The sequence below is a fragment of the Pseudomonas sp. BF-RE-21 genome (assembly GCF_019947305.1).
Lineage (GTDB): Bacteria > Pseudomonadota > Gammaproteobacteria > Pseudomonadales > Pseudomonadaceae > Aquipseudomonas > Aquipseudomonas migulae.
This window is the reverse complement of the sequence record NZ_JAGYGF010000104.1, coordinates 1-3,960: the sequence shown is the minus strand read 5'-3', so window position 1 is coordinate 3,960 and position 3,960 is coordinate 1. Positions and strand designations below refer to the sequence as shown.

General features: G+C 62.1%; 3 protein-coding genes. 1 reads left to right on the top strand and 2 read right to left on the bottom strand.

The annotated features are described in order from the left end of the window. The first annotated feature begins 87 nt into the window (after positions 1-87). Complete coding sequence (locus KGB25_RS30235) at positions 88-966, top strand: aldose 1-epimerase (RefSeq protein WP_223437991.1); 879 nt, start codon at positions 88-90, stop codon at positions 964-966. On the opposite strand, the gene KGB25_RS30230 is transcribed toward KGB25_RS30235, so the two are convergent. Then, a complete protein-coding gene (locus tag KGB25_RS30230) occupies positions 951-2,678 on the bottom strand; it encodes a NahK/ErcS family hybrid sensor histidine kinase/response regulator (protein ID WP_008036767.1) in 1,728 nt (575 codons plus the stop codon). The two genes, KGB25_RS30235 and KGB25_RS30230, sit on opposite strands and share 16 nt — an antisense overlap. Further along, positions 2,662-3,825, bottom strand: a complete 1,164-nt coding sequence (gene ercA / locus KGB25_RS30225; RefSeq protein ID WP_008024858.1) for an alcohol dehydrogenase-like regulatory protein ErcA — start codon at positions 3,823-3,825, stop codon at positions 2,662-2,664. The genes KGB25_RS30230 and ercA overlap by 17 nt, the downstream gene beginning before the upstream one ends. Positions 3,826-3,960: the final 135 nt, after the last annotated feature.

The following is a 3,960-nucleotide window of genomic DNA, read 5'->3' as shown; positions in this document are numbered from 1 at the left end:
GCCGGCGAAGGCGATCTCAAATACGCCTTCGCCGGCAAGCCTGGCTCCTACGGATAGTCCACGCATTCATAGATTTCGCAGGTCACCATGACGCCAACACTGCTCGAACTCGAAGACGAATTCACCCACCTCACCCTCGCCCCCGAAACCGGTGGCAGCATCGTCAACTGGACCGTCAACAGTTCGGGGCAGCCGCTGTTGCGCCACAGTGACGCGCACGCGCTAAACACCGGTCTGCCGGGCAAGCTCGGCTGTTTTCCGCTGGTGCCATGGTCCAACCGCATTTCCGACGGTGGTTTCGATCGCCCGGACGGCTGGCTCGCGCTTGAGCCCAACAGCCTCACCGATCCCCTGCCGATTCACGGCAGCGCCTGGCAACAACCGTGGCAGGTGGTTTCGCAAACCCGTGATGAAGTCGTCCTGCAACTCGACAGCACCAGGCCGTTCGCCTATCGCGCCCGGCAGCGTTTTCATTTGAGCCAGGGCAAACTAAGCATCGGGTTGCACGTCACGCATCTGGCCGAGCGCGCCGCCTGGCATGGTTTGGGGCTGCACCCGTACCTGCCTCGTACCGCGGGCACTCGGTTACAGGCCAAGGCTGAGCAGGTGTGGTGGTGCGACGCCTCGAAACTGCCGACCCGACTCGGTCCTTTGCCTGCCGAGTGGGATTTTCGCCAGCTCAAGGCCCTGCCCGACACGCTGGTCGACAATGGTTTCTGCCAATGGGATGGCCATTGCCTGATCCAGCAACCCGACCTCGGTTATGAACTGGAATGCCAGGCCAGCGGCAGCGATTACTTCCTGCTCTACTGCCCGGTGGACTTGGGGTTTTTCTGCATCGAACCGGTGAGCCATCCAGTCAATGCGCACCACTTGCCCGGTCGGCCGGGACTGGTGCTGCTGGAACAAGATCAATCCGCCGAGCTGGGTTTCAGCCTGCAATACCGCGCCTATCCCAACAGCTGACTCAGCACCGCACGCAACTTGCCGGGTTTCACCGGTTTGTTCAGCAACGGCGCATCCAGTCGCTGCAAGGAGCGGCGGCACTGATCGGTGCGGTCGGCGGTGATGATCACCGCCGGAATCGTCTGGCTGAAATGCTCGCGCAAATGCCGAACCACCTCACACCCCACCACCCCATGATCGAGGTGGTAATCCGCCAGAATCAGCTCCGGCGCGTGCCCCTGCAACGCGGCCAGCGCCGAGGCCTCGTCGGTGGCGGTGACCACTTCGCAGCCCCATTGCCCGAGCAGCGCGCTCATGCTTTGCAGAATGCTGACCTCGTTGTCCAACACCAGCAAACGCCGGCCCGGCAACGGGTTGCCCGTGCCCGGCTGGGGCGCCGCGAGGCTGATGGGTAACGGAACCTCACGGGATATCGGCACCTCAATGCTGAACATCGAACCGCGTCCCGGCAGCGAATGCACCTGGACCCGGTAGTCGAGAATCTTGGCGATGCGCTCGACGATCGCCAACCCCAGCCCCACACCTTTGCGGTCGGCGGCGCGGCCGACGTCCAGTTGATTGAACTCAAGGAAGATCGAGTCGAGGCGATCCGCCGGGATCCCGCGCCCGGTGTCCCAGACTTCCAGACGCAACCTGTCACCGCGACGCCGGGCGCCGAGCAGGATGCTGCCCTCGTCGGTATAGCGACAGGCGTTGCTGAGGAAATTGCGCAGGATGCGCGTCATCAGGCGCAGGTCGGTGCGAATGGCGTAATCGCCCATGTGCACGCGCAAGCGCAGCCCGGCCGCGTCGGCCACTGACTGGAATTCCGACACCAACGGCCCGAGCAATTCATCGAGGCGGTACAACGCGACATCCGGTTTGACCGCCGCTTGATCGAGCCGGGAGATGTCCAGCAAATCGGTGAGCAAATCTTCCGCCCCTTCCAGGGCCTGATGCGTGCGTTCGACCAGCACCTGTTCGACGTCCGGCAGTTTGCGCTCACGCAAGGTCGAAATCAGCAAACGCGCGGCGTTGAGCGGTTGAAGCAGGTCATGACTGGCAGCGGCGAGGTATTTGTCCTTGCTGCGATTGGCGGCCTCGGCGGCATCACGGGCATCGCGCAAGGCTTCGGCGATCTGTTTACGCTGGGTGATCTGTTGCTGCAGGTTGCGGTTGGCTTCAAGCAATTCGTCGGTGCGCGCGGTGACGCGTTGCTCCAGTTCGTCATTGAGCTGTTGCAACCGTTGCTGGGCCTGTTTGCGCTCGGTGATGTCGGCGACAAACCCCTCCACCAGTTGTTCCTTATCGGGCCTGAGCAACAGGTTCATCAGCACATCGACGCTGCTGCCGTCCTGGCGGCGCAACTGGGTTTCATAGCCATGCAGGCTGCCTTGATGCCGAAGGATCTCGCCGATGTTTTCCAGCTCCTGCTCACCGCCGACGAACAGCTGGCTGGCCAGGTCGGCCTTGGAAAACATCACGTCTTGCGGGTCCTGATAGCCGAGCATGCGTGCCAGCGCCGTGTTGGCGGCCCGCATGCCGCCGTCGAGGCTGGCCTGGAAAATCCCGTAGACCGCGTGTTCGAACAACCACTTGTAGCGATTGCGCTCGGTTTCCAGGTCTTCCAGGCGGGCGGCCAGTTCCGGGTAATGGCTCTTGCGCGCCGAATGGCTGCCCAATCCGAGCAAGCCGGCCAGCGCCGCCTGTTGCTCGTCAGAGGGCTTCGCCATAGACGACCTCGACATCACGCTGACTGGATTCACGCGGGTTGGTCAGGATGCACGGGTCGTGCATGGCATGTTGCGACAGGAACGGGATGTCCGCCGTGCTGACGCCGTGCAAGCCGAGGGTTTCGTGGAAGCCGATGGCGTGTTTCAACGCGATCAGATGTTCAACCAGCCGCCCGCAAATTTGCCGGTGATTGAGGCCACGGCAATCGATGCCGAACGTCTCGGCAATCACCTTGAAGCGTTCCGGCGCCGAGCTGTAATTGAAGGCCACCACGTGCTCCACCAACACCGCGTTGCACAGGCCATGGGGCAAATCGAGGAAGCCACCGAGGCTGTGAGACATGGCGTGCACCGCGCCGAGGATCGCGTTGGAGAACGCCAGCCCGGCCTGCATGCTGCCGAGCATGATTTTCTCGCGCAGGGCGATGTCCGTCGGGTTGGCGATCATCTGCACCAGGTTGCCGTTGATCAGGCGCATGGCTTCCAGCGCGTGGGGGTCGGTCAGTGGCCCGTGGCCCGTGGAGACGAAGGCTTCGATGGCATGCACCAACGCGTCGATGCCGGTACAGGCTGACAGGAACGGGTCCATGCTCAGGGTGGTTTCCGGGTCGATCAACGACACGTCCGGCACCACCGCTTTACTGACGATGGAGAATTTCATGCGTTCTTGCTGGTTGGAGATGATCACGAATTGCGAGACATCCGCCGAGGTGCCGGCGGTGGTCGGGATCAGGATCAATGGCGGGCTGGGCACGCTGATGGTGTCCACCCCTTCGAACTCGAGGATGCTGCGCCCGTGAGCGACGACAATGCCGATGCCCTTGCCGCAATCCATCGGGCTGCCGCCACCAACGGCGACGATCACGTCGCAGTGGTTTTCCCGGTACAACTCGGCACCGAGCATGACTTCCTCGACACGCGGGTTGGGCGAAACGTCGCTATACAAAAAGTAATCGATGCCCTGGGCCTGCAGGCTGGCCTCGACATCGGCAACCCACCCGGCGGCAATGACGCCGGGGTCGCTGACCACCAGGACCTTGCGCGCGCCAAAGGTCTTGGCATAGTTGCCGACGTTGTGCCGGCAACCGGCACCGAAAATGATTTCAGGCGAAACGAATTTACGCAGCTGGCTGAGACTCTGGCTCATTGGAAAGCCTGTTTTTATTGTTTTGGAAGGTAAGAACCACACTAACCCATCCGGCTGTGAATGCAATCAGACCAATGGGTAGTCAGATTCCCTGTAGGAGCCGGCTTGCTGGCGATGAGGCCCGCGAGTTATGCG

What these genes read in the sequence shown, in the direction of transcription:
- KGB25_RS30235 (WP_223437991.1), top strand. Translation starts at nt 88, where the DNA reads ATGACGCCAACACTGCTCGAACTCGAAGACGAATTCACCCACCTCACC.
- KGB25_RS30230 (WP_008036767.1), bottom strand. Translation starts at nt 2,678, where the DNA reads ATGGCGAAGCCCTCTGACGAGCAACAGGCGGCGCTGGCCGGCTTGCTC.
- ercA (WP_008024858.1), bottom strand. Translation starts at nt 3,825, where the DNA reads ATGAGCCAGAGTCTCAGCCAGCTGCGTAAATTCGTTTCGCCTGAAATC.